Raw genomic sequence first — 26,567 nt, forward strand, 5'->3', positions numbered from 1 at the left:
AAATTTGAAAGTATATTAGTGCTTACTATTTAGTCATTAAATGGAATCTTCTTGAGCATTTTTGATATCATCTAAAAACTTATCAACCGTTCGGTAACCATACGCTTCCCATTCGGTCTCTTGAGTGCTAGGGTCAATAAAAGAGACCACGGGGACAATCGCAGTGTGATAACATGCTGGCATTTTTTGGTTTCTATCAATAAGAATTTTGACAAATTGGGATGTTTTTTGTTGAATCTTGGTATCACAAAGTGTTTTTTGCTCTAATTTTTTGCACCAAGGGCAGTGGTCTTTCACCACTACGAGCATCACCATCTTGTGCTCTTTTTTCGCGAGTGCCATGCCTTGCTCAAAGGAGTTTATATAGTGCAACTCTTGTGCTGTTTTCGTCGCAGTATAGGCATAAAGTGAGGCAACAATAGATAAAAATAAACAGACTTTTTTCATAACATCTTCCTAATATGAATTTCAGTTAAAAGTATAGTTTATTTAACCTTTTATTTTAATAATAAAATATAATTGCCCTAAATATTTTTATTACTTTAAAATAATTTCCTCTATGGGTGCGTAATATTTGTTGCTTTGATTTTGATCAAAAAAGAGTGTGATGCCGCGGTGCTCATTTTTGTTGCCATGCACCAAGATAATCTCCCCTTTTTCGATTTTTTTATTGCTGACATTGAGCCAATTGTTTGTTCCTAGTGGCAAAAGATTATAAGTTTTGATAAGTTTATGAACCAATGTTGCATCACTAATGAGACCGGGAAAGCGAAAGAAAACAGAAGGCGTTTGGTGATTGATGATGAGTAGCTTTTCTGTTTTAATAATCTCCGCATCAAAAGCCTCTGGGTTTTTTAACATAAAATTTTTGGACCAATCTTTTTCATTTCTATCATAATAGTGGCTAAAAGAGTGATTGATCCAACGCACCTTCAAAGCACTCTTAATCAAAGCATCAAAATCATGAGAATGCCCTAACATCCACTTGCCACTGATTGAGATATTGGCGACTGAGCCAGATTTTTCCAAAAATCTAAAGAGCTTTTTCTCATACCCTTTTTTACTTGAGGGGCACATATCAATCGTGAGAAAATCTTGATTATTTTGAGGTGAGGTAATACCAAAGTTATGCAATTTTGGCGCTTGTTTGAGAAGTTTTTCTTTGAGCGCCATGAAGGGAGTCGCTATTGTCTTTTTTTTCATGATATCGACTAAAGGCGCTTTTATAATCTCGGTTTTTAGATTGTTTTGATTGACGACAAGATAGTATTGCTCTTGCTTGATATGCCAAGTTCGTATGGCTTTATATGGGGTTTTGTGTCGCCAAAAATCGGTATCCACCACATGATAATTTTGAATCGATTCCATGACAGACTCAAAACCCCATAAGGGCAAAATCAACAAAAAAATTGTTACAAATCTCAAAAAATCTCTTTTATCATGATAGATTATTTGAAGAGTTGATAGATGGAGCTCAAATCTTCATCTCCTTTTCCCATTTGTTTCATTTTAGAAAACAGTTCTTTGACAATACTGCCCGTATATAAAGGGCGTTGCATACTATAAGCCAAATCTTGCACACAGTGTAAATCTTTGTTGATAGCAGCATTACTGAAATGCGCACTAAAATCTTCATCGATGAGTTTTTGTGTTTTGGCCGCAAGTACGAGTGATTTACCCCCACCCACACCTAAAATGTCCAAAATATCTTTTTTCTCGATACCACAAGCCTCACCTAGAGCGGTTGATTCAGCGATTGTTGCCATAAAAGAGCCAAGGCATAGGTTATTGATGAGTTTCATCTTCGTCGCCAATCCCGCTGCGCCTAAAAAGAAAATATTGTTACCAAATTTCTCCAACTGCGCTTTGTGCGCTTGAAAAACAGCCTCTTTCCCTGAGACAACCACCGTGACTTCCCCTTTACTCGCTGGCACCACACTACCAAAAATCGGGGATTCGAGATAATCGCCACCCTTTTCTTCTACCATTTGGTGGAAAGAGAGGACATCATTAAAATGATTTGTCGATAAATCAATAATCGTTTTACCACTCAAATCAGCACTCAAAAGTCCATCTGTTTGTGTCAGTACGTCTCTCACACCGTTTGAATCAAACAAGCACATAAAAACAGTGTCACAATTATCGACCAACTCTTTGGGAGTAAACATCATCTCAAAGCCCAAGGCATCAGCTTTGGCCTTTGTACGGTTCCATACTTTGATATCTTCTCCCATATCGGCCAATCTTCGGGCAATCGCGCTACCGAGATTTCCTAATCCTATAAATCCTACGGACATTCTCTCTCCTTTGGTTTTTTTCAATTATATTCTAATTTATATAAAATTTTTAACAAAAATTCAAAGTAGCATTTCTTTATCAGCGCAGCACACGACTTTTGAGATATTGCAACATTTCAATGAGTAAAAATACGATAAATCCGATGACCAAACCAATCACCAAATCATTAATAATCGCAGGAATATTCGGGATGAAAAAATGGTGTAACCAAGTGATATGATGAGTCAAAATCCCACCACCGACCAAAATCATCGCCACCGTCCCGACAAATCCTAACACACGAATCAATTTTGGCATGGCGCGAATTAAGGATTTCCCGATTGCTGATTGTTTTTTGCCAATCAACCAAAATCCAAAATTATCCATCCTCACAATCAAAGCCACAATTCCATAAACACCAAATGTAGCAAAAAGTGCGACAAAAACCGTCGAAATCATTTGCACCAAAAGCGTCGCGTTGGCCACAGAACTCAGTGCTATCACAATAATTTCAATCGAGAGAATAAAATCGGTAAAGATGGCCGATTTTATCTTTTGCTTCTCCAAATCTAGTATATTTTCAGTCGTAGATTGCAAGAGTGTTTTATCAGGTTTTTTATGATGCCGCGCCGCGATGGATTCCACCACTTTTTCGCTTCCCTCATATAATAAATAAAATCCCCCTGCCATCAAAAAATAGATAATGATACTCGGAGCAAGCCAGTTTAACAAAAAAGCTATCGGCAAGATAATGGCTTTGTTTTTGAGTGAGCCTTTGGTGATGGCCCACAAAATCGTCAATTCTCTAGATTGCTGAAATCCCGTAGCTTTTTCAGCATTGACCGCAAGATCATCTCCTAGTACAGCCGTTGTCTTCTGGGTTGCAATCTTTGCGGCCACACTCACATCATCGGCGAGTGTCGCAATATCATCTAAAAGTGCAAAAAATCCTGATGCCAATCTGTATCCTTTTTATTTCATTGTGGCATCATTCTATCATGATAGAATTTTAGAGTGCCGCAAATCGTGTTTTCGTTCTGTCTAAGTTGCCATTGACAAAGAGAGTGGGTGTGCCTTGAACCATCACGTTGTTCCCCATTTTCATATCCGATTGTATCACTTTTTTCAGCGATGCATCTTGAATTTGACTCGGTGTGATAGAGGTTTTTAAAATCGCATTGATCCCATCGAGAATTTTTTGTGCATTTTTCTCTTTGACGGTAAAATATTTCTTATAATCAGACTCATAAATCTTCAATTCGACATCTTTGATACCCTCACGCTTAGCCACTATCATCGCCTTACTCACAACATCTGAAGCCGGATGCAATGCAAGAAGCGGAAATTGATAATAAAAGAGTGCAATCTTTTTAGGTTCGGCTTGAGCTTTTTTGATAATACCCGGTAAGGCGCGTCTGCAAAATGGACACAGGGGATCAGAAAAGACCACGACTTTATTTTTGGCATCCATCGTACCTGCTATGAGATGATTGGCTTGATAATACGCCGAGGTGACTTTTAAAGAGAGTGAATCTTTATAATTATGACCCGTTTGTACGTTCATCAAATCCGGTGTGACCATCTCGCCATTTGAAAACAATATATCATGCGCATTCACGCTACCATGTCCGGTAACATCAACTTTAATATGTAAAATATAACCATACCACTGACCAAAAGGTATTTTCTCTTTTTTCTCGATTTTTACCTCATCCAGAAGCATATTTTTTTGCGCCAAAAACCGTTGATTTTCAAAATGAATCACCTTTTTATCGATAGTGCTAGAAGCCGACAAACTCCCTGCTATCAATAAAAATATCGTCGCTAATTTGATTTTATTCATGAAACGATCCTCTTTTGTCATATTTTAGAATATAATCATACTTTATTAATTTAAACGCAAAATAAATCATGATACTCACCCAAAATCAAAATCTTCAAATGGCTGAGAGCTCATGATACTCATGCAGGGCAAAATCATCGGTCATTCCGCTAATATAGTCGATAATCAAGCGCACTCTATAATAATATTCCAAGATTTCAAAAGATTCTCTATCATGACGCTCAAGCTTTTTGATTTCACTTTTATACGCAGCTATTTGTTTGGATGAGATACGTTTTATCAAGCGCATCGTCACAAAAGCATCGATAGACTCATCACGCAAAAGAGCGTCAAAATCTTCACAAGAGAGCAGTAAAAGGGGCTTATAAATATCAAAGAGTTTGTTGATAATAGCATAGCCTTTGAGTTCGAGAGTTTGGACCTCTTTATTTTTGTAAATATATTTACTGGAGATATTTTGCAAAATTTTAACCGCTTTGTAGTACTTGCTTTGTTGGTCATATTCAAGCAGTGCTGCATTAAATGAGCCCTCAAAAATTGCATCATGATGTGCCACATAAATATCGGCAACATGGTAGACTAAAGCGGTCACGACTTTGGCGCGTACGAGTGTAAAAAACATATTAAACTGATAGGGTTCTTCATTTTCTTTTGCCTGTTTGTAACGCGCTTCAATGACCTCTAAAAGATAATCTTCACCCTCTTTTTCACACTCTTTTTTAATCAAGTTATAAACCGTATCAAGATTCAAAATTCCCTTTTGCACCGCATCTTCCAAATCCGCTGTCAGATAGGAGATGTCATCAGCTGCTTCCATGATATAGGTGATAGGGAAACGATGCCCTGGTTGCACTTGCAATGTGTCTTGAATCACGCCAATACTCTCTTTTTCACTATAATAAAATCCCGGCTTTTTTTGCAAATAATCCAAAGCATGTGTCGTGCTTGGTCGTGGCTCAAAGGCACCTCGGGTATATTTTAAGACTGAGAGAATTTGTGTATAGGAAAGGTTGAGACGTTGCAGTTTGATGATGAGCCGAATCGCTTGAGCATTGCCATCATAATTACAAATATCCCTCGCTAACATTGCTTTGAGCTCTTGGGTATCAGGTGTGCTTGCTGGAAAGGCTTGCAACTTTTCAAGCGCATTGTCACGCATCCATTGGTTAATCGTCTGCTCAGCAAAATGTCCAAAAGGCGGATTGCCGATATCATGGAGCAAGCTAGTCATCTCAGCAGTGGAGACAAAAGCATTGTGCAACTGATCTAAACCACACTGTTGTTCTTTACTCTGTTTGAGTTTTGCGATAATCGTCTTGGCAATAAAACGCGCCGTTTGAGAAACCTCTAGTGAGTGGGTCAAACGTGAGCGAATTGAAGCGTTGAGCTCCAGCGCAAAGACTTGGGTGCGTTTTTGCAATCTCCTTAGCGCTCCAGAGGAGAGAATCCGTCCGCGATCACTTTCAATAGACGCGTCTAAGTTGTTCATAGGATAGAGTGCTCTATCGGTGGTCAGTTTCGTGTTATAATCAATCATCAATTACCCTTTTTTAAAGCTCAATTACCCGCTCAAACATCTCTTTGATTTCCATCTCATGAGAAATTAAAAAGATTTGGCGATACTGCTCTTTTATGAGATGAAACGCTTCTAAGATTTGCATCCTGCGGCTCTCATCTTGGGAGCCAAAAACCTCATCAAAAGCCAAAAAACCAATACGACTCGCCCCATTGAGCTCCCCTAGTGTTTTTGAGATAGCAATACGCAGCACCAAATTGGCCAAATCCACCTCACCCCCACTAAAGCGCTCTATGGGGTATTTTGCCCCTTCATCATAAATATAAAAATCAAAATCATTACTGACTTCGATGTATTGATATTTCCCTTTGGTAATGCTCGCATACATCTGCGATGCAATCTCAGAGATGCGTGGGGCTACTTTGGCATTTAAGCGGGTTTTAAAAGCACCAAGACTCACTTTGATCTTCTCATAATCTTGCATGTCATCTTTTTTCTTTTGGACTTTGGCAAGCCCTATTTCATTTTGTTTAAAATCATTTTGCAACGTTTTGATTTCCCCGTCATATCGGGCAATCTGAATCTTTAGGCGATTGAGTTGGTCTAATTTTTCCTCTTTTGATTGTTGCAATGTTTCTAATGCCTTCTGTGCGACTTGATGTTCCTTCTCATCATAATGAATGTTTTGATACGCCTCTTGCTTGTTTTTTAATTGTTCATCTAGGACTTTTAGTGCCTCTTTGAAGCGTCTCCACTCCGCTTTGAGGTCTGCTTCTCTTTTGAGTTCTGCCTCTAAACGTAGCACGTGCTCATATTGGATTTTTAAAGTTTCCATAGCACGGAGTAAGCTGATATGCACCTTCTCATCATAAACATGACCCTCTAGCGCTTTGAGTGCCTCATTGTTGGCTGTGCCTTGCTCACGCACTGTGACAAATGCCTCTTTTGCACGCTCTAAATCCTTTTGTTTGCTCTGTATCAGGGTGAGTGATTGGCTAATCTCTTGCAGGGATTTTTCTAGCTTTTTTTGCTCTATTTCAGCTTTTTCTAGTGCTGTTTGAGTATTGTGGACTTTGACCTTGATTTTGTCAATCTTCTCTTCAGTGGTGGTTTTCACTATCGATTCAAGTGAGTCAATCACTTGATCATACGCATCCAAAAGTGCCCGCGTACAAGTCGGACAAGGAGATTGACGTCCCAATGTTTTGATGTTTTTGATTTTTTTCTTGGTATCTTCTACGATTCTATTTTCTGCTGAGAGTTCGGAGCGTAATTGTTGTTCTATGCCTTTGAGGCGCGTTATTTCTTTCAATAACACCGCCAGTGTAGTTTTGAATTCTTTCTCTTTGAGACGCATTTGCTCATACCCCGCACAAGCGTGTTCTAGGGATTTGATGTCATTTTTGTATTTTTGATACTGCACTCTAAGTTGTACTTGTTCTTTTTGCAAGCCCTCTTTTTGGAGATGGAAATTTTTCAATTTTTCCTGCTCTTTGAGCTTTAAATTAAGAACCTCATACTCTTTTTTCACATCCTTTTTCGCGTGAAGCTCTTTGGCTTTGGCTTCTAATATGTTTAGCTCACGTTCACATCGATTTTGATTTTGTATATTGGCTTTTTTGTCTTTTTCTAAAAGTTCCAATTCGCTGTGTGTTTTTTGTCGGTGCTCCTTGATAGTGACAAAAGTCGCTAACTCTTTTTTCACCAAAACTTCTTGAGATTTGAGCGCTAGAATCTCTTTTTCTAACACCTCGGTATCTTTTACAATCAGTGCCGTTTTATCTTTAATCTGCTGAATACTCTCATTTTTACTCTTAATCTCCTCTTCACTCAAAAGCATTTCAGCAACGGTGCTAATCTCCTTTTTGAGCTCTCTTAGTGTCAAAATCAACTCATTTTCTACAAAATCAATCTTTTCTAGACCCAAAAGACGGCGTATCATCTTTTTTCGTTCTTCATTTTTGAGAATACTCAAGCTCATGAGCTCTTTTTGTGAGGCAAAAAGCGTATGCAAAAAGGCCTCTTTACTCATCTTTATCAATTTGATAATCGCATGAGTGACCTCTTTAGCCCCTGTGGTCATCAGCGTCCCGTTTTTATAAAACTTTGCACTTGCACTCAAAGCTTTACCCCGAAATGCCCGTACGACTTGATACGTGGTATTTTCAAACTCAAAATCCAGTTTGACCAAAACCGCATCTTTATCGCTCGCTGAGGCATTGCGTAGGACCTCTTTGTATTTTCTATTTTTGAGTTCACCATAAAGAGCAAAAAGGATGGCTTCAAAGAGTGTTGATTTGCCACTACCGTTTTTACCGATGATACCGATGAGTCCTTCTGTCAATTCAATCTCAAAAGTGGTGTATTTTTTAAAATTCTCAAGGTGCAATTTAGTGAGTATCATCATTCACCTCCTCATAGCGGGCAAACAACTCTTGTACTTTGCTGTGCAATCTCTCATACTCTTGGCCATCGGCCTCTTCTTTGATATGTTCTAAAAAATACTCCTCCACAGAAGGCGCCTCAATATCACCTAGAGTGCTCTTATAATCACTCTGTACAAATTCGCGTCGAATCGTGACATGCAATGCGTGAGGGAAAAGTGCTTCAATCTCCTGGCTTTGGATTTCAATAGAGCGCATCGGGGTGAGATGGGTGAGTGTGACTTCAATCAGACAATCTTTGATATCGCTCACATCAAGCGCAGCAATGGCATGCTCAAAATCCTCACAGTTTATCTCATACGTTTTAATCGGGCGAATTTTTATCTCATGATAGCGCACTTGCAGGGCATCTGTGAGAGTAAGCTCCACAAAGCCTTTGGAGTTGCGCTTGTCATTGAGACTGGTGCGCTCACTGGAACCTGCATAATAGACATTTTTGTGTGTGCCCACCGCACCAAATCCATGCCAATGCCCAAGGGCAACATAATCCATCTTTTCAAAAAGATACTCTTTCTCCCTTGGATAAACCCACTCGCCAAATTCAGCCATCAAAAAGTGCGCCCCCACAGAACAATGGAGCATCATGATGTTTTTTTTCGCTTCATCAATCTGTGCGTCACAGCGCTCAATCTCAGCCACGGCTTTGGTCTCATCATTCATGTGAGGCAGCGTATGAAAGATAACATCATCAAACTCTATTTTTTTGTATTGTTGCTCATAAGAGACATGGATATTTTTGAAATTTTCAAAGATTTTGAGAATCGGAGAGCTCAGATTGGTCCTGGGTGTGGAGTGATTGCCAGCTATCATGATAAAAGGAATATCCAGCGCGTCGATTATCTTAAACTGCTCTAGCGCAAAAGTGATGGCGCGATTGCTCGGGGAAGCGCGATGAAAAAGATCTCCGGTATGGATGATATAATCGGGTTTCATCGCCTTTATCTCTTTGACGATAGCCGCAAAAGCGTCATAAAAATCCGCTTCTCTTTGATTGATATTTTCTTCATTTAAAATATCCAAATCACTAAAGCCCAAATGGGTATCACTAAAATGCACAATTTTCAACGCGAGCCTTTTATATTACGTAACGAAATTTTTTAAACTTTACTATTTTTTTTCTTAAAGGTCCGTTATGTTCTCTGTGGCATCCAAGGAGAGGCTTATCTTAGCCAAAGTCAAACATCAAGCATTCATATCAGACTCATGACATTGATGGCAAAAAAGTGCTTCAAAGGCTTCGATGCTAATGTCGCTTTGGATATTTTGAAGGTCCACATAGTGGTAACATGCGCTCACATGCGTCCCTTTTAGAGATTCAAAAGGCAATATATCTAGCGTATGGGGTCTTTTTTTGTGTAAGATAATAAAATCATCGCCAAAACTTCTAAAAACCAAAGCTTCGGGGAAGCGAGTGCGTAACTCTTCTGCAAATAGTGTCAACAACACATCTCCAGCATGCCATCCAAACTCATGATTGTACTCTGAAAAATGGTGCAAGTAAATACCGTGTGCCCCTTGATAATGATAGATATCTTGCTCAGAGTGTTGCAATACAAATTTGAGATATTCTCGGTTATAAGCCCCAGTTAATTGGTCATTATAAAAGTAGACAAAACGTGCTTTTTCCAGGCTGCTATTTGGGTCTTGGAAAATGGTTTGTTCAATTTCTATATCGCGCAATGCGACAACAGCAGCATCAACAACCAAAGGATGAAACTGTTTGCCTCTGAGTGCTTGAATCTCTTTGATGGCCTCTTGGATACTTTTTCGCCCTTTGTAGATGCGGTCTGTTGTCATAGCGTCAAAAGCATCTGCTAGGCACATGATATAAGAGAGTATCGGAATCTGATCTCCTTTGAGTTTTTGAGGATATCCCAATCCGTCATAGCGCTCATGATGGTGTCTCACAATCTCAGCCAAATCTTTAAAAATATCCATACTCTTTAAGATATTGTATCCCGTTGTCACATGCTCTTGTATCACAGCATACTCTGATTGATTTAACCGACTTGGTTTTAATAATATCGAATCAGGCGTAGAGATTTTGCCAATATCATGAAGCATGGACGCTCGGTATAATTGGTGGATTTCCCGCTCATTGCATCCCATCTGTCTGGCTATCAAACTCGCATAATGCGCCACTCTTCGCGTGTGCCCTGCTGTGTAACTATCTCTTTGTTCCATCAAATCTACCAAAGAATAAATATTTTGTTCATAAAGGCTGATTTGCATTTTGAAACTTTGTTGGACTTTGTTTGAAGAAAACCATATCAAAACCAGACCAAAAAGCCACACAATACAACCAAATGCAACACTACGAAATGATTGATTATAGGCATTTTCATAGGCATTTTTCAATGGAATTGAGATGGATACCCCTCCTCTAACATCACCGATTTTATAACCTTGAATACCGTGACATTTCAAACAACTCTGTTGGGTTATCATCGGTCCTAAATAACGCAAATATTGATGATGATTGATGTTGCTTTTTTCGTAAAAAGGAAGTTTGCTTTTTTCGACTATTTTCAAAGCTTTGGCTTCCCAGGGATCGGGCTTGTTTTTGGGATTCATGAGCTTACTGCTCGTAATCTTGGTGCGAATTCCATAAAGCTCAGTATAATCATGCATCATTTGAGAGAGCGTATAAGAGGGATTCATCAAGGTGAGCGATTGTCCATCATTTGTCGTGACATCACGATTTTTGATATTTTTGAGATAAGGATTAGGGGGTGTTCTCAAAGTAATGGGCACATAAACACCGCCATGAGAAGAGACCCAAGAACGGTAAGCAAAATCTTTTTGGACACTGACTTTTGCTTCATTGAGTGCCAATTCATCGGCATATTGATAAAAAGATTTGATATTATAATACAAAAAAATGAAGATAAAAATACTCCAGATTAATAGTGCAAATATTGCATATTTATTCAAAAGTTTGTAATTATTTTCCGTAGACATACAACGCCTTCATAGATATTAACAGATTATTATTTCTAAATTATAATATCGCCATAATCCAAAAAAAATTTAGAGTTTTTTCTCTATCATAAAAGTCAGAAAATCAAAATAGACCTTCTCAATATTATGTAAAATCGTGATATGATTGCATTATTATAAAGGATAACCAATCATGAAATTTGAATTACACGATGAGTATATTGAACTCTTTAAACTCATCAAAATCATGGGATTAGTAGATAGTGGTGCGCATGCGAAAATGCTCATAGAAGAAGGCTCTGTTCAAAGAAATCACGAAGTAGAACTGCGAAAACGTGCCAAAATCATTGCAGGCGATGTCATTAATGTTGCTGATACGAGTATCGAAGTCATCGCGAAACATTAATCTACGCATCTTAAAAAGGGAGAAAGAAGCCGTATGAATACCCATAATAAGGTTTTTTTAGACTTAGGTCAAGAACACATCACGATTCAACGACGATATGAAGCGTTAGGAGCTTTTAATGACCTTCTTATCGCACTGTGGTTTTTAATTGGAAGCTTTTTATTTCTGACCCATTCGCTTGTCGAAAGTGGCACGTGGTTATTTATAGCCGGTAGTGCGCAACTCCTTATCAAACCAATCATAAAATTGACCAGTTTGATTCATGTGAGTCGGGTCTATCATACAGAAAAAAGATAACTAAAAGACCTAAATAACGTATGAGAAATGAATCATTTTATAATTTTGATATAATTCTCGAGACAGAATAACAAGGAAGACAATGACACTAAAGCAGAAAATCCTAATGCTAATGATTGTGGCTTTGACACTGGACATAACACAAGCAAAAGCAGCAGAAAAAATCACCGTAGGCGCTTTGCGCTGGACGTCTCACGCCGCAAGTTTTGTGGCATATGAGCGAGGATATTTCAAGAATGCAGGTCTTAATGTGAAGTTTAAATTTTTCAAAGCCGCGCAACCTATGGCCATCGCCATCGCTTCAGGAGATGTGGATTTTGGCGTGACCGCTACCACAGGAGGTTTGATCAATCTCGCGGGCAAAGGAGCCATCAAAATCATTGGTGGGGCATTACATGAAGACAAATCTATCGATGGAATGATGATTTTGGCTTCCAAAAAAGCCTATGATGCGGGGCTGAAGACTCCTGCTGATCTTAAAGGGCACACTTTTGGTATCACCCAAACAGGCTCTTCGTTTCATTATATGGCTCACAAAATCGCTCAAAAAGAGGGATTTTTAGATTCGGATATCATATTAAAACCCTTGCAAAAAGTTGGCGCACTCATTGGCGCATTGAAAACCCAGCAAATCGATGCATTGGCGATGGTACCGCACATTGCAAAAAACTTGATTCAAAATCCCAATATCATCATGATTGGTAAAATATCAGATTATATCCCTGATTATCAAGTCACGACTGTATTTACCTCCACTAAAAATGCCCAAGACAGACCCAAACTCGTCACAGCATTTTTAAAAGCATTTTCAAAAGGAGTGGCAGACTTTGATGCGGCACTCGTTGATAAAACAGCGGGCAAAAAAGCCGAAGTAGCCATGATAAAATTAATCCACAAATATGTCTATAGCGATAAACCCTATGACAAAGCTGCACCCCTTATCAAAAACGGGGCCATGCGTCTCAATAAGGGAGCACGTTTGGATTTAAAAAGCATCCAAGACCAGCTTGATTGGTTCAAATCTGAGGGCTTTGTCAAAAACAATATTACTATGAAAATGCTCGTCGATCCACAATATGTAAAAACGTACTAAATCGGGAGTCTTTGTGAAATTACAAATCGAAGATCTCTCTCATCACTATGGTCAAGTCGAAGTACTCAGTCATATCAATTTAGAAATCAATAAACACCAAATTATCTGCTTGGTCGGTCCATCGGGTTGTGGAAAATCCACATTATTGAGGCTCTTAGGTGGTTTGGAACAACCCTCAAGTGGTCAGGTGCTCCAAATCGGTGACGCCCCGGCAAACTCACTCAACCCACTCACATACATCTTTCAAGATTTTGCCCTACTTCCTTGGCGTAGTGTGTATGATAATATCGCACTGGTACTTGAAGACCATGGCATCAAGAAAAAAGAGAAACAGGAGATTATTGCCAATGTATTAGCACGCACTAAACTCACAGAATTTGCCCATGCCATGCCCAAACAACTCAGCGGCGGGATGAAACAGCGCGTCGCCATCGCACGAGCTTTGAGTGTCCGCCCTGCGGTATTGCTCATGGATGAGCCCCTCTCCGCACTTGATAGTCAAACTTCTGCATTGTTGATTGATGATTTGATTGGATTGTGGAATCGTGAAAAATTCACCGCCTGCTATGTCACACACAATCTCGCTGAGGCCGTGCGTCTTGGGCACAAAATCGTTGTCTTATCACGCAGACCCGGTCGTATTTGTGACATCGTGGATATCGATATCCCACTCAATGAGCGCCACAATCACATCGAAGAGCTTAACAACAAGCAAAACGACCTTTGGAATCTCATGAGAGCAGAAGCCTCTATGGCAGACAAGGAACTCTTATGAATCACAAAAAGAGAGACAATCGCAAACGTGTGCCTTTTCGTGGTGGAGGCTTTACACATAAACCCCTCTTTTATGTCGGGCCACTAGTATTTGTCATCCTAATCGCCCTATTGCAATGGGGAACGACAAAGGGGTGGATTTCAAATCTCACCCTTCCCAAGCCTTCTGGAGTCGCACACGCACTCATAGAACTCTATCAATCAGGACTTTTATACAAACATCTTGTGCCTTCGCTCACGCGATTGCTTGTAGGATCGTTGATTGGTGTGAGTGCGGGTATTGTCATTGGAGTATTCATCGGACTCTTTAGTATGGCGCGTGCGGCATTGCTTCCACTAGTCGCCGCCCTCTTTCCCGTACCAAAAATCGCCCTCTTACCGCTTTTTGTCATCTGGTTTGGTATTGATGAAGGATCCAAATACGCGCTGATTGCGTTGGGCTCATTTGCTCCGATGGTAGTGGCTACATATGCAGCCATCGACAATGTCGATCGCAGTTTGATTCGCATGGGACAAAGTTTTGGACTCAAGTGGTTTTCAATCGTGCGCAAAATCGTCTTACCCGGGGCACTTCCGGGCATCCTCTCCGGTCTTAGAATCGCCCTTTCAATCTCTATTATCCTTTTGGTCGCAGCTGAAATGTTGGGGGCAAATTACGGTATTGGAGCTTATGTTCTTGAAGCGGGTTCCTTATATGATTTGGAGCGCTTGTTTGCCGGTGTTTTTATACTCTCACTCATCGGGGTGATTATCAATTGGTTGATTGGAATCTTGGAGCGGAAACTTTTGGCATGGCGTACATAAATGTAACATAATGACACAATTTTTGAAAAATTTTCTTCAAGACAAACATTTTCTACTGACACGTGGCATCTCTTGATTTTCACGCCAGTTTGGGCTCTTTTTGAATCGGTATCTACCGATAGAACCACACAAGATGACATCACTAAAATACTCTCTAATACGGTACTTTTTCTGCTATCATGATACCCACCAAAGTCCTATGACATTTGGATTGGTTTTATGACAAAAAAAATAAAAAATATGATAAAGTACCACTAGAAATCACACCGCTTTTACGGCCCTGATTTCTTCAAAAATAAAAATACAGATTGTATTTACAAGGAGTTTATCATGCAAAAATATGTTTGTAGTGTTTGTGGTTATATCTATGACCCAGAACTCGGTGATCCTGATTCTGGTATTGCGCCCGGAACGGCATTTGAAGATATCCCTGATGATTGGGTTTGCCCAGATTGTGGTGTTGCAAAAGAAGATTTTGACCCAGTAGAAGCGTAAGTTTCCCGTGAGCTTTACTATCAAAAACAACATTTACCTCGTCGGTAATGTGGATTGGGAAATTGAGCAATATCAAGGCTATAAATACTCCACACACAAAGGCTCCTCTTACAATGCCTATCTTATAAAAGAGCAGAAAAATGTCCTGATAGATACGGTTGATGCTCCTTTTACTGAAGTGTTTATCAAAAATCTCAAAAATGAAATCGACTTAAAGACAATCGATTATATCATCATCAATCACGGAGAGAAAGACCATACCGGAGCCCTTCCTGAACTCATGAAGCTCATCCCTGATACGCCGATTTACTGCACAAAAAACGGTATCAAATCGCTGCGGGGACAATACCATCAAGATTGGAATTTCAATAGTGTCAAAACAGGGGATAGACTCAGTCTGGGTGATAAAGAGTTGATATTTGTCGAAATGCCGATGCTGCATTGGCCCGATAGCATGCTGTGTTATTTGACTGAGGATAATATACTCTTTAGCAATGATGCCTTTGGACAACATTACGCTACTTCAGCGATTTACAATGATTTGGTCGATCAAGATGAGTTGTTTGTGGAGTGTTTAAAATACTACTCCAACATCCTCACACCCTACAACACAAAAGTCACTAAAAAGATAGAAGAGATTTTATCGCTCAATCTGCCTATTGATATGATTTGTCCATCACATGGCGTGCTGTGGCGTGATAATCCCACGCAAATTGTACAACTGTACCTCAAATGGGCACAGAATTATCAAGAGAATCAAATCACCATCCTGTATGACACCATGTGGGAATCGACAAGACACATGGCTGAGGCGATTGCTGAGGGGATTAAAAAATCAGATGAGACCACCATCATCAAACTCATGCATCTCTCCAAAAGAGACAAAAATGATGTCATCGCCGAAGTCTTTAAATCCAAAGCCATCTTAGTGGGTTCACCTACGGTCAACAAAGGATTGCTCACGTCCATCGCTTCCATATTTGAATTTATCAAATCTTTACAGTTCAAAGAGAAAAAAGGGGCGGCATTTGGCTCTTATGGTTGGAGTGGAGAATCCACCAAACTCATCAATGCTAGATTGGTAGAGAGTGGTTTTGATTTGGCCAATGAGGGGCTGAAGATTTCATGGAAGCCTGATGAAGAGGCACTGAGAGCGTGCATTGAATTTGGTAAAACATTTGCAGATCATGTCAATGAAAAGAAAGCTGAGAGCGTAAATTAACGATACCTTAATACCATCATCTTATAATGCAATTATCTAAAATAAAGGTAGGAGATTATGAAATATAGAAAAATATTTGATTCATTTGAAAAAATAGTCGTCCAAGATGAGTTGGCCAAGTTTTTAGGTGTCAATGAGGATGGTGTGATAGAGTTCTCATATATCGATATCATCAAGTGTGCGGGACATAGTTGTGGCACAGTTGCAGGTGCTTACCTCATCGCATTAAAGGGATTAAAAGCACTCTACAAAGAGGAACTTCCAAAACGCGGTGAGATAAAAGTAGAAATTAAACGTGCCCCAAGAGAAGAAAATGCCGGAGTCATAGGATCGGTACTTTCAAATATCACAGGCGCCAGTGTTGATCTTGGTTTTGGTGGTATTCCAACCGGAGCATTCAACCGAAGAGATACGCTTTTTTTTAAAGTAGATATGCAAGAAGATGTTCGATTGACGCGTTTGGATACCCATGAGCGTGTCGCTATAAACTACAGACCAGGAAAAGTCGTCAATCCTATGTCGATTTTGATGAGTGCCATCGCGCCTGATGCAACACAAGCAGATAAAGATAGTTTTGCTGATCGTTTTCAAGAGATGGTGCAGACACTTTTTAAAAACGCTGATACCGTGATAGAGATAAATCCTATTTCTTAGGATATCAACAACTTTATAGTACTATTTTGTTATGATTATAAACAAACAGTACTTAAAGGAGTGGTATCATGAAGGGCAAAATCTTGGATTTTAATGCGCAATCTCGCGAGGGTGTTATTTCGGGTGATGACGGTCAGCGTTATACCTTTTTGATGCAAGAGTGGCAATCAGCACAAATACGTCCAACAATAGGACAATACGTAGATTTTGTCGCACAAAATAATATCGCCACCAGTATTTATGTAGAACCAAAAGCCACCAATGGTATTGAAAATGTATTGACAAGTGAGAATATTTTTATGAGATATTATGTCGGTGTTTTGAAAAATTATGTTACATTTAGCGGACGGGCAAGACGTGAGGAATTTTGGTATTTTACCTTGTTTAGTTTTCTTATTTCTCTGCTATTATCAGCAATCAATCCCGCACTCAGTGGACTTTACAGTTTAGCTGTATTGCTTCCGACATTGGCCGTTTCAGCAAGACGCCTACACGATACGGACCGCAGTGCTTGGTGGTTATTGTTGTATCTTATCCCTATCATCGGTCTCCTCGTTTTGATTCTCTTTTTCATCTTTGATAGCAAACCCGGAGCCAACAGATTTGGAGCCAATCCTAAGGGTATCGACTAAAATTTCAAAGTATCATGAGATGTAGCACCCTTTCTAAAAAGATGCTGATGTCTCATGATAGCCTTCATTTACTTCTTTGCAATCTGCTCTAGGGTGTATTTCATATCAGAATCCAATTCCATTTTATCAATCATCCAGTTGATATAGCCCCTATCTTCTTGATAAATTTCAGCAATTTTTCTGCCTTTATATTTCCCAAATTTAAAGGTTTCGATGTAAATCGGTGTTTGCGTTAATAGCTCTAATTGTACCATCGGATTGGTGTGTGGATATTGGCTCTTGGTGCGTTTGACGAGTTCAGAGAGCAATAGCTTCATGACCAACACATCTCCAATCGCATCATGTGCTTTGATCGTAATATCGTATTTGTCGGCTTCTTGTGCCTCTTTTTTATAAAGTTCAAGCGCGTATCTGAGGTATTGGAGGGCATGAGAGGAAAAATCTTTGAGTAGATTCTTGGCACATCGCAAGGTATCGATGATACGAAACTCAGATGTAAACCCCTCTTTTTCAAGCATGCCTAAATCAAAAGGCATATTATGCGCGATGAGAAAATTCTCTTTGGTATTCAGCGCGCATAAATCTTGATAAAAATTAGTTTCTACAAACTTGCCTTTGCCTTCTATCTGATCGGGAGTAATCCCATGTACTGCCATCGCTTCGAGTTTAATCGGAACACTCGTACTACAAAGTTCATCATAAACCTTCACCGCTTTATTGCGCTCCACAATCATGGCGCCCACTTGGATGATGCGATCTTCTTCTTGCGTCCCGGTTGTCTCCGTATCAAAGAGTATGTATTTGGCCAATAGATAATCCTTATTCTTAATTGGTTAATTATTTTATTATCTTATATATTAAGCACAAAGAATCAAGCACATATTGGCCTAAAATTTTGTTGCAAATAGGCAATGATATTTAAAATCATCTTATGGTATAATAAAATCTCACCAATCAAGAAAATGTGAGAGGAATATATATGAATATCATAAAGAACATTTCTCCTCGAATCAGCTTAGTTTTCCTATATGCAGCAATTGGTATATTGTGGATTTCTCTTTCTGATAATGTATTGCTCTATTTTGTCAAAGATATCGAACATCTAAGCTTGTATCAATCCTACAAAGGTTGGGCTTTTGTACTCTTCACCACCCTATTGCTCTATCTGATACTGCTATGGTATGGAAAAATATTACACGCGACAATGCAATCGCGAAATCAAACAGAAAAAAAATTTAATCTCCTCTATGAAGATGCACCAAACCCCTACCAATCGCTTGATCAAGAGGGGAAGATTATCGCGGTCAATCAAAAATGGTTAGACCTATTAGGCTATCAAAGACAAGAAATTATAGGCCGTTGGTTTAAAGACATGCTCGCACCACAAAGTATTGCAACATTTCAAAAAAACTTTCCCAAATTCAAAACTCACGGTTATGTTAAAGGGGTTGAATTTGACATGCTTCATAAAGATGGTCATATTGTGCCTGTTTTACTTCATGGACAAATCTCTTATGATTCCAATCATACGGTAATCCAAACACATTGTGCCTTTGAAGATATCTCTAACAGACGGCAAGTAGAACATCTCAATCGTGTCTTAAAGCTCATTCGAGATGTCAATCAATCCATCGTCAGAATCAAAAACCGTGATGAACTACTACAAGAGAGTTGCGAGATCTTAATCTCATCGGATCTTTATCAGTATGCATGGATCAAGATTACACAAGATCATTTCCAAAAACTCTATTATACTTCAAAGCAAGAAGATATATTTGATGCTTTTAAAACAAAAATTAGTGGAGGTTGGATTCCCTCTTGTATACATCTTTTGGATCAAAAAAATAACACTTATGCCTATATTCAAAATACCAAAGAGTCTTGTCAAGACTGTCCCATAAAAGACTCTGACACACTCCAAGGACATGCCTATCTTCTCAAACTTCAACATGGCAACTCTCAATATGGTTATTTGGCGGTCTATTCTTTCGATTCGTTTGATGAAAAAGAGTTCGCACTACTTGAAGAAGTCGCCGGAGATATCGCTTATGGCATCTTTAATATTGAAACCGAACAAATCCTAAAAGACAAGGAAGAACGCTACCGTTTCGTAGTAGAAGCGACAACCGATGGATTTTGGGATTATGATATCTTAAACCAAAAAGTATATTATTCATCACGATGGAAAGAAATCCTTGGATACGAAGATGAGGAATTAGAAAACACGCTAGAGACTTGGAAAAATCGCATACACCCAGATGACAAACAAACAATATTATCCGATTTTGAATTATCTCAGGAAAAAGGCACAAAGCACTATCGTAATATTTATAGACTCCAACATAAAGATGGACATTGGGTCTGGATTGAATCAACTGGACAAACAATCTATGATACAAGCGGTAAAGCGATTCGGATGATAGGCTCACATACCGATATCACAGAGCAAGTCACATATCGAGAAAAACTCATCTTGCAAGCAAAACTTCTCGAAGAAAAAAAACAAGAACTTGAAAATATCATCAACAATGCACCCAATCCTATCATCATACTCGAAGAAGGCGGGAAAATCTTGATGCTCAATCAAGCTTGGATCGATTCATCTGGTTTTTCTCTAGAAGACCTGCCTACTATCGATGCATGGCTTAATCTCGTATATGAGGATGCCCAAACACGAGAGAGTATTAAAAAACATATTACCTCCCTTTATGATTTAACTGAAAGCTTAGATGAGGGTGAGTTTACTTTTTTGAATAAAAACAAAGATCTCGTCACCTGGCAATTTAGCTCCGCTCCACTGGGGATCAGAGATGGCAAACGCACGATTATCGCATCAGCAATGGATGTAACCGAGTTAAAACACAAAGATGAGATGCTGATCCGCCAATCCCGTCATGCTGCCATGGGAGAGATGATAGGGATGATAGCGCATCAATGGAGACAACCGCTCTCCACCATATCCATGGATGCTAACAACATGTTACTTGATATTGCCCTAGAGCAATTAGATATGAGCCATGCAGAAAACTATGCCCACAACATCATGCAACAAACCCAACATCTCTCTCAAACGATTGATGATTTCAGAAACTTTTTCAAGCCCGATAAAGTCATTGTGACCGTAAAGATAGAAGAAATTGTGGAGCAAACATTATCAATCGTAGCTGATAGTCTAAAAAACAATAGTATCACGCTCACGACCTCGTTTGAGACCGATAAGCTAGTGGATACTTATCCGAGAGAATTGATGCAGGTTTTTGTCAATATCATCACCAATGCCAAAGATGCCCTCGTCTTGCAAAAAAAAGAAAATGCTCTCATATCGATTCGCGTTTATGAAGATCACCACTATATCAATACAACAATATGCGATAATGGCGGTGGCATCGATGAAGCCATATTGCCCAAGGTTTTTGATCCCTATTTTTCTACCAAAGATGAGAAAACAGGAACCGGTTTGGGATTATACATGGGGAAAATGATTATAGAAAAACATCTCGGGGGTATCCTTGAGGTTTGCAACAACCATGCCGGTGCTTGTTTTACTATTCGATTACTCAAAAACCCCCAAAGAGGGCATGAAAATGAAAAATAATATAACTGCTAATATAAAGTCCTTGATCGAAAAAGCAAAAAATCTTGAGATTCTTTATGTCGAAGATGAAAAGGACTTACGCGAGAAAACCGCTGCTTTTTTTAGGAAAATTTTTACGCATATTGATATTGCTATTGATGGCAAAGATGGATTAGAAAAGTATCAAAGCCAACACTACGATCTCATCATCACAGATATTTTGATGCCTAAGATGAATGGCATCGAATTCATCCGCAATATACGCAAACAAAATGAAAAACAAGAGATTATTATCATCTCTGCATATACTGAATTGTCTTATCTGATGGAATCTATCAGGTTGGGTGTCACGGGCTATTTGATCAAACCTTTGAACTTTGAGGATACGCTTAAAATCATCGAGCAATCTCTTGATAAATTGCAAGCATTTCACGATGTGGAGATGTATAGGACAAAACTCGAAACAATCGTAGAACAACGCACCAAAGAAGTCGTCGAACTGCAACGACAGCAAACTATCAATTATCAATATGCCGTGAAATCTTTTGTCAAAATGATGGAACGACGCGATACCTACACCAGTGGACACAGTGAACGGGTTGCGCAATATTCCAAAGATATTGCCAAAGAACTTGGCTGTACCAAAGAAGAATGTCAATTGATATACCAAGCTGGCATCTTACATGATATTGGAAAGATCATGACACCTGATTCTATCTTATTGAAACCAGGGAAATTGACAAAAGAGGAGTACCGTCTCATCCAAGAACATGTCACAACAGGATATGAAATCCTCTCAGAAGTCCCCATGTACAAAAATCTTGCCGATATCGTTTACTCACACCATGAAAATTTTGACGGTAGTGGCTATCCTCGATCTTTAAAAGGTGATGCCATTCCACTTCTAGGTCGCATCATGATTATAGCAGATGCCTTTGATGCCATGACCACCAGTCGGATTTACAAAAGCAGAAAAACAGTCCAAGAAGCCCTACAAGAACTACAAGACCTTAGTGGCACTCGGTATGACCCCGATATCATACCTAGCGCTATTCGTGCTCTTCAAACCATTAATATTGATGAATCGATTAATCAAACTCCAAAATCCGATATCGATGATGAGCGTTTTGCATATTTTTTCAAAGATACCCTGACCAAAGCTTATAATCATGATTATTTGGATTTTATCTTGCAAAAGAACAAAGATGAGCAGAACTTCTTATGTTTTAATATTATCTATATCAAAAATTTTACATTATACAACCAAGAACATGGCTGGGATGCGGGAGATCTTTTTTTGAAAAACTTTGCGGGTTATCTACAAACTGCATTTGAGGATTCCAAAATATTTCGCATTTTTGGTGATGATTTTCTCATCTTATCCAAAGCACATCTTGCGATTGATATCGATGAGCTTAATCGCTCAAAACTACTCCAAGAAAACCATCTTCGATGCGAACTTCGGCATCTAGAATCACAAAAATATCACATCAATAGTTATCACGATTTACAAAGTTTATCATAAAGATGACAAAGAAAGACTCCGGCTTACAAAACCGTGTCTTTCTATATCATGATTAAAAAATTCCAAGCGTCAAACGAGTAGAACCAAGCGTTTTACCGGCATCATCTACTGCTTTAATAAGAACGCTATAAACATGTCCTTTACCTCCTGAGCATGGGGCAAGATAGGCTCCTTCTGTTTTACCGTATTTTCCACCACGATGTTTTTCAACGACAGAAAATTTAGCTGGTAAATCAAATGTTTCACCCGGAATCGAAGGGATGATAACATGCGTGGTATTTTTACCAAGTTTATAAGAAATAATCCCATGACCTCCATCGCTCATGCCCTTAAAACTCTCATCACTAAAAGCTAAGACTATAGCTGAAGTATTGGCGGGAATATTATCGAGTGTAATGCTCGGCGTACTGCCAGGTTTTGTATTATAATTGCTACACACCTCTGATTTTGGAACTTCTTTTTGATTCCAAATACTATCTGTAAATTTAGCGCTTAAATTCGCAGCACTCAAACCTACAACACTTACGGCCAACATAACAAACCCTAAAACCAATCGTTTCATATCATCTCCTTTAAAAACAATTTACTTATCATATCTCTATATATTAAATGAAAGCTAAATAAGAATATTACCTATTTGGGTGATGTTTTTATTTAATGTTTATTGTATCCTTTAATATAAAATCATAAGGAGGATTAGCACGATGAGAACAAAAAAAATGAAACATTTAACATGTTTGTGCGTCAGTTTATTATTTGGTGTCTCAGCATTTGGGGCATTGGTGTCCTATAATGTACTATAAGAATACTAATTTTACCTTTTTATTTAAAAATTAAGCTTTTAAAATATATATTCTCAGAAAATTGTCTTGACTTTTGGTGGCTGTATATAGTGGTAGTATCGATTTAAGATGCAACAAGTTCATTGGCAATCATCTCTGCTTGTTTGAGTACAGTTTCAGTCGCCAACATCTGCATATCGGGAGGATAGCCAAACTGTCTCAGTGTTCTTTTAACAGCTATTTTTAACTTAGCACGAACATTTTCTTTGATAGTCCAATCTATGGAAGCATTTGCTTTTACCTTTTGAGTTAAAACAACCGCTAATTCTCTAAGCTTATCTTGTTGCATTAACTCTTTTGCACTTTCATTATTTGCAACTGCTGTATAAAAAGCATATTCAAAATCTGTAAGCCCAAGTTTTGATGCTTCACTGTCCATATCTTTTATATCTTTTGCTAGATTCATAAGCTCATCTATCACTTCAACTGCTGTGATGATTTTATTATGATATTTTTTAATAGAGTTTTCTAACATCTCCATAAGAGATTTGCTTTGCACTAGATTTGTTTTCATCCTCGTTTTGATCTCATCGTTAAGGAGTTTTTTAAGTACTTCAAGGGCGATGTTTTTATGCTTCATCCCTTGAACTTCCATGAGAAACTCTTCAGATAGTATAGAAATATCAGGCTTTTTGATTCCACTTGCATCAAATATATCTATAACTTGTTGGGTTACAAGTGCTTTATCTATGACTTGTCTAATGGTTGTTTCCAGCTCTTCATCAGTTTTTCCATCACCAGAACTCTCAAACTTCACAAGTCGTGCTTTTACAGCTTGAAAAAATGAAATTTCATCTTTTACATCCATAGCCTCTTCATGAGGAACTGCTATTGCAAAAGCTTGAGAAAGTGCACTCACTTCATTAATATATCTTTTCTTGCCATCTTCAAGTCCTAAGATGTGTTCTTCCGCTTCAAGTATGAGCGCCAATTTCCCTCGAGTATCCGCTTCAAAATAATTCTCATAAGCAAATCCATGATACATAGCAGATACCACTTCGAGTTTTTCTAACATAAGAGCAACTGCTCGTTCTTGCGCAAGTGCTGGATCACCTTTTCCACCACTATCACTATAAAATGAGAGAGCTTTTTTTAAATCACTTGCAATTCCAAGATAATCAACTACAAGTCCAGCAGGTTTATCTTTATAAACCCTATTTACCCTTGCTATGGCTTGCATAAGGTTGTGACCTTTCATAGGTTTATCTATATAAAGTGTATGTAGCGAAGGAGCATCAAATCCAGTAAGCCACATATCTCGAACGATCACAAGTTTTAACTCATCATTGATATCTTTCATACGATTGGCCAAAGAACGTCTTTGTTGTTTACTTGTATGGTATTTGGCTAACTCTGGGCCATCATGTGAACTTGCTGTCATGATAACTTTGATAACCCCTTTGTCTAAGTCATCACTATGCCACTCTGGTCTCAATGCAATAATTTCATTGTATAACTCAACGGCAATTCTCCTACTCATAGAGACAATCATACCTTTACCATCAAACACAACTTGACGGTTTTCAAAGTGAGCGACTATATCATTTGCCACTTCTTTAATTCTGTTTTTACTACCTATAAGTGCTTCAAGTTGAGTCCATTTTGCTTTTGCTTTTTGGGTATCGTTTAAATCATCATTTTTTATCTCGCTATCTAACTCTTTAACAAGCTCTTTACCTTCATCACTCAGTTGTATCTTAGCAAGTCGGCTCTCATAGTAAATCTTGACTGTAGCTCCATCTTCAACCGCTTGAGAAATATCATATATATCTATATAATCACCAAATACAGCTGGAGTGTTTACATCATGACTTTCAATAGGAGTTCCTGTAAATCCAAGATAAGTAGCATTTGGTAAAGCGTCTCTTAGATATTTTGCAAAACCATAAACAATTTTTTTGCCGATGACATTTCCATCTTTATCTTTTTCATCAACTGTTTTTGGTTTAAATCCATACTGCGTACGGTGTGCTTCATCTGCTAAAACTATGATATTTCGTCTATCTGAGAGCTCATCATAGATATTTCCCTCTTCAGGCTGAAATTTTTGAATAGTGGCAAATATAACTCCACCACTTGCTACTTTTAAAAGTTTTTTGAGATGCTCTCTATCTTGTGCTTGTATAGGTTCTTGTCTCAATAAACTCTGTGAACTAGCGAAGGTGTCAAAAAGTTGATCGTCCAAATCATTTCTATCTGTGATAACTAAAATCGTAGGATTATTCAAGCTCAATACTATCTTCCCCGTATAAAACACCATAGAGAGAGATTTACCACTCCCTTGCGTATGCCAAACGACACCACCTTTTTTATCTCCATGCTCGCTACTTGCTTTTATAGTTCTCTCAACTGCTTTATTTACTGCATAGTACTGATGATAAGCTGCTAGTTTTTTAACTGTTTCTATAGTAGTTATACCAGTTTTGCTATCCTCTTTCGTACTTTTTTCATAAACTATAAAGTTACGGATTAAGTCTAAAAGAGTTACAGGGTTTAACATGCCAGTTATCATAGTTTCTACTTGAGATATTAACTTTGAAGCTTCACTTTTACCATCACTACTTTTCCAGCTCATAAACCGTGACAAGCCTGCACTTATAGTTCCTGCTTTTGCGTCTAGTCCATCACTTATGATACAAAAAGCATTGTAAGTAAATAAAGATGGAATAACGCTTTTATAAGTCTGTATCTGCTTGTAAGCACTTGCAACAGTTGCATTTTCATCTACTGGATTTTTAAGCTCTATTACAACTAAGGGTAAGCCATTTACAAAGAGGATCAGATCTGGTCGTTTGTTGATACCATTTTCTACTATGGTAAATTGATTGGATACTACAAAATCATTACGGCTTACATCATCAAAATCTATGAGTTTAATGATTTCACCACGAGTAACGCCATCTTTTTGCACTTCAACTTTTAGCCCTTCTGTAAGCATTTTATGAAAGAGCTCATTGTCAGTTAAAAGCTCTGTTGTTATCAGCCTTTGGCATTGTTTTACAGCATATTCTATTTGCTCATTTCCTAAAGTAGGATTGATAGCAGTGAGTGAGTTTGTAAGTTTTTCTTTTAGTATCACATCTTCAAAAGATTCTCTCATAGGAGTATCGCTATCAGGTGCAATGCTAGGAGCATAGATATATTCAAAACCCTGTTTTTCTAATAGCTCTATGGCAAAAAGTTCTATTTCATTTTCAGTTATTTTAGTCATCTTGTTTACTCATTTTTA

The 26,567-nt window shown here is 38.5% G+C and carries 23 protein-coding genes; 11 read left to right on the forward strand and 12 right to left on the reverse strand.

The window, feature by feature from the left end:
* Window positions 1-36 precede the first annotated feature (36 nt).
* From SFB89_RS07770 to SFB89_RS07810, 9 genes are all read right to left on the reverse strand, one after another.
* Window positions 37-447 carry a thioredoxin family protein gene (locus SFB89_RS07770; protein ID WP_331774116.1) on the reverse strand — a complete coding sequence of 137 codons (411 nt, stop codon included), beginning with the start codon at window positions 445-447 and terminating at the stop codon, window positions 37-39.
* A 90-nt stretch (window positions 448-537) separates the two neighbouring features.
* Window positions 538-1,425 (reverse strand): hypothetical protein, encoded by an 888-nt coding sequence (locus SFB89_RS07775; protein ID WP_331774117.1) that lies wholly within the window; start codon window positions 1,423-1,425, stop codon window positions 538-540.
* Window positions 1,426-1,448: 23 nt separating this feature from the next.
* Complete coding sequence (locus SFB89_RS07780) at window positions 1,449-2,297, reverse strand: NAD(P)-dependent oxidoreductase (RefSeq protein ID WP_331774118.1); 849 nt, start codon at window positions 2,295-2,297, stop codon at window positions 1,449-1,451.
* 79 nt (window positions 2,298-2,376) lie between these two features.
* Window positions 2,377-3,237 carry a DUF808 domain-containing protein gene (locus SFB89_RS07785; protein ID WP_331774119.1) on the reverse strand — a complete coding sequence of 287 codons (861 nt, stop codon included), beginning with the start codon at window positions 3,235-3,237 and terminating at the stop codon, window positions 2,377-2,379.
* 49 nt (window positions 3,238-3,286) lie between these two features.
* The gene (locus tag SFB89_RS07790) at window positions 3,287-4,120 is read right to left on the reverse strand and encodes a DsbA family protein (RefSeq protein ID WP_331774120.1); all 834 of its coding nucleotides are present in this window, start codon (window positions 4,118-4,120) and stop codon (window positions 3,287-3,289) included.
* A 94-nt stretch (window positions 4,121-4,214) separates the two neighbouring features.
* Window positions 4,215-5,657 (reverse strand): dGTPase, encoded by a 1,443-nt coding sequence (dgt, locus tag SFB89_RS07795; protein ID WP_331774121.1) that lies wholly within the window; start codon window positions 5,655-5,657, stop codon window positions 4,215-4,217.
* A gap of 13 nt (window positions 5,658-5,670) precedes the next feature.
* The gene (locus SFB89_RS07800; RefSeq protein ID WP_331774122.1) at window positions 5,671-8,043 is read right to left on the reverse strand and encodes an SMC family ATPase; all 2,373 of its coding nucleotides are present in this window, start codon (window positions 8,041-8,043) and stop codon (window positions 5,671-5,673) included.
* Window positions 8,027-9,145, reverse strand: coding sequence for a metallophosphoesterase family protein (locus tag SFB89_RS07805; protein ID WP_331774123.1), 1,119 nt, complete (start codon window positions 9,143-9,145; stop codon window positions 8,027-8,029). Before SFB89_RS07805 ends, SFB89_RS07800 begins: the two co-directional genes overlap by 17 nt.
* A 117-nt stretch (window positions 9,146-9,262) precedes the next feature.
* Complete coding sequence (locus tag SFB89_RS07810) at window positions 9,263-11,041, reverse strand: HD domain-containing phosphohydrolase (RefSeq protein ID WP_331774124.1); 1,779 nt, start codon at window positions 11,039-11,041, stop codon at window positions 9,263-9,265.
* Window positions 11,042-11,213: 172 nt separating this feature from the next.
* Between SFB89_RS07810 and SFB89_RS07815 the strand changes: the two genes are divergently transcribed.
* The 9 genes from SFB89_RS07815 (at window position 11,214) to SFB89_RS07855 (ending at window position 17,397) form a co-directional block, all read left to right on the forward strand.
* Window positions 11,214-11,426 (forward strand): RNA-binding S4 domain-containing protein, encoded by a 213-nt coding sequence (locus SFB89_RS07815; RefSeq protein ID WP_331774125.1) that lies wholly within the window; start codon window positions 11,214-11,216, stop codon window positions 11,424-11,426.
* A 33-nt stretch (window positions 11,427-11,459) separates the two neighbouring features.
* Window positions 11,460-11,723 carry a YrhK family protein gene (locus tag SFB89_RS07820; RefSeq protein ID WP_331774126.1) on the forward strand — a complete coding sequence of 88 codons (264 nt, stop codon included), beginning with the start codon at window positions 11,460-11,462 and terminating at the stop codon, window positions 11,721-11,723.
* Window positions 11,724-11,805: 82 nt separating this feature from the next.
* Complete coding sequence (locus SFB89_RS07825; RefSeq protein WP_331774127.1) at window positions 11,806-12,816, forward strand: ABC transporter substrate-binding protein; 1,011 nt, start codon at window positions 11,806-11,808, stop codon at window positions 12,814-12,816.
* Window positions 12,817-12,829: 13 nt separating this feature from the next.
* On the forward strand, window positions 12,830-13,591 hold the full coding sequence (locus SFB89_RS07830; RefSeq protein ID WP_331774128.1) for an ABC transporter ATP-binding protein: 762 nt from the start codon (window positions 12,830-12,832) through the stop codon (window positions 13,589-13,591).
* Window positions 13,588-14,394: an ABC transporter permease gene (locus SFB89_RS07835; protein ID WP_331774129.1), complete on the forward strand. Its 807-nt coding sequence runs from the start codon at window positions 13,588-13,590 to the stop codon at window positions 14,392-14,394. The genes SFB89_RS07830 and SFB89_RS07835 overlap by 4 nt, the downstream gene beginning before the upstream one ends.
* Window positions 14,395-14,724: 330 nt before the next feature.
* Window positions 14,725-14,889 (forward strand): rubredoxin, encoded by a 165-nt coding sequence (gene rd, locus SFB89_RS07840; RefSeq protein WP_331774130.1) that lies wholly within the window; start codon window positions 14,725-14,727, stop codon window positions 14,887-14,889.
* Between the two features lie 7 nt (window positions 14,890-14,896).
* Complete coding sequence (locus tag SFB89_RS07845) at window positions 14,897-16,111, forward strand: anaerobic nitric oxide reductase flavorubredoxin (RefSeq protein WP_331774131.1); 1,215 nt, start codon at window positions 14,897-14,899, stop codon at window positions 16,109-16,111.
* A 57-nt stretch (window positions 16,112-16,168) separates the two neighbouring features.
* Window positions 16,169-16,765 (forward strand): hypothetical protein, encoded by a 597-nt coding sequence (locus SFB89_RS07850; protein ID WP_331774132.1) that lies wholly within the window; start codon window positions 16,169-16,171, stop codon window positions 16,763-16,765.
* A gap of 68 nt (window positions 16,766-16,833) precedes the next feature.
* Window positions 16,834-17,397, forward strand: a complete 564-nt coding sequence (locus tag SFB89_RS07855) for a DUF805 domain-containing protein (protein ID WP_331774133.1) — start codon at window positions 16,834-16,836, stop codon at window positions 17,395-17,397.
* Between the two features lie 68 nt (window positions 17,398-17,465).
* Here the strand turns inward: SFB89_RS07855 and SFB89_RS07860 are convergent, their stop codons facing one another.
* The gene (locus tag SFB89_RS07860) at window positions 17,466-18,206 is read right to left on the reverse strand and encodes a 3'-5' exonuclease (RefSeq protein WP_331774134.1); all 741 of its coding nucleotides are present in this window, start codon (window positions 18,204-18,206) and stop codon (window positions 17,466-17,468) included.
* A gap of 170 nt (window positions 18,207-18,376) precedes the next feature.
* On the opposite strand from SFB89_RS07860, the gene SFB89_RS07865 reads away from it, so the two are divergent.
* Both SFB89_RS07865 and SFB89_RS07870 read left to right on the forward strand, forming a co-directional pair.
* On the forward strand, window positions 18,377-20,992 hold the full coding sequence (locus tag SFB89_RS07865; protein WP_331774135.1) for a PAS domain S-box protein: 2,616 nt from the start codon (window positions 18,377-18,379) through the stop codon (window positions 20,990-20,992).
* Window positions 20,982-22,496 (forward strand): HD domain-containing phosphohydrolase, encoded by a 1,515-nt coding sequence (locus SFB89_RS07870; protein ID WP_331774136.1) that lies wholly within the window; start codon window positions 20,982-20,984, stop codon window positions 22,494-22,496. The genes SFB89_RS07865 and SFB89_RS07870 overlap by 11 nt, the downstream gene beginning before the upstream one ends.
* A gap of 52 nt (window positions 22,497-22,548) precedes the next feature.
* Here the strand turns inward: SFB89_RS07870 and SFB89_RS07875 are convergent, their stop codons facing one another.
* Both SFB89_RS07875 and SFB89_RS07880 read right to left on the reverse strand, forming a co-directional pair.
* Window positions 22,549-23,058, reverse strand: a complete 510-nt coding sequence (locus SFB89_RS07875; RefSeq protein ID WP_331774137.1) for a hypothetical protein — start codon at window positions 23,056-23,058, stop codon at window positions 22,549-22,551.
* A 344-nt stretch (window positions 23,059-23,402) separates the two neighbouring features.
* Window positions 23,403-26,549: a type I restriction endonuclease subunit R gene (locus SFB89_RS07880; protein ID WP_331774138.1), complete on the reverse strand. Its 3,147-nt coding sequence runs from the start codon at window positions 26,547-26,549 to the stop codon at window positions 23,403-23,405.
* Window positions 26,550-26,567: the final 18 nt, after the last annotated feature.

It is taken from the genome of Sulfurospirillum sp. 1612 (genome assembly GCF_036556685.1).
In the GTDB taxonomy this organism is placed as follows: Bacteria; Campylobacterota; Campylobacteria; order Campylobacterales; family Sulfurospirillaceae; genus JAADIZ01.